Raw genomic sequence first — 279 nt, forward strand, 5'->3', positions numbered from 1 at the left:
CGATGGCAAAGCCATCAGCGGTTATCCTGATCTTCATCTGAACGATGACCTTGTTGCTGCACGTCATAGCCCCGAACTGGAAACAACAGAATATCGCGGTGCGGAAGTCCGCGTGATTACGGTCGCTCGTGCGCTTTCAGATCAGGCGCATAGCGGCTGGGTCTATGTTATTTTAGCGCAGACAACTGAGGCGCGCCGAACCCTTGCCAGCGAAGTCACACAAGGCGCGATGCTCATTGTCGGCATCATGGTCTTCCTCGGATTAGTCGGAACCTATTT

At 53.8% G+C, this 279-nt stretch carries 1 protein-coding gene; it reads left to right on the forward strand.

All coding sequences use genetic code 11. The features are described from left to right. Nucleotides 1-279 (forward strand): sensor histidine kinase N-terminal domain-containing protein (locus HBA93_RS20860; RefSeq protein WP_221724548.1); only part of this gene is annotated, 279 nt, incomplete at both ends.

Origin of the sequence: Ochrobactrum sp. SFR4 (assembly GCF_019730395.1) — a bacterium.
Lineage (GTDB): Bacteria > Pseudomonadota > Alphaproteobacteria > Rhizobiales > Rhizobiaceae > Pseudochrobactrum.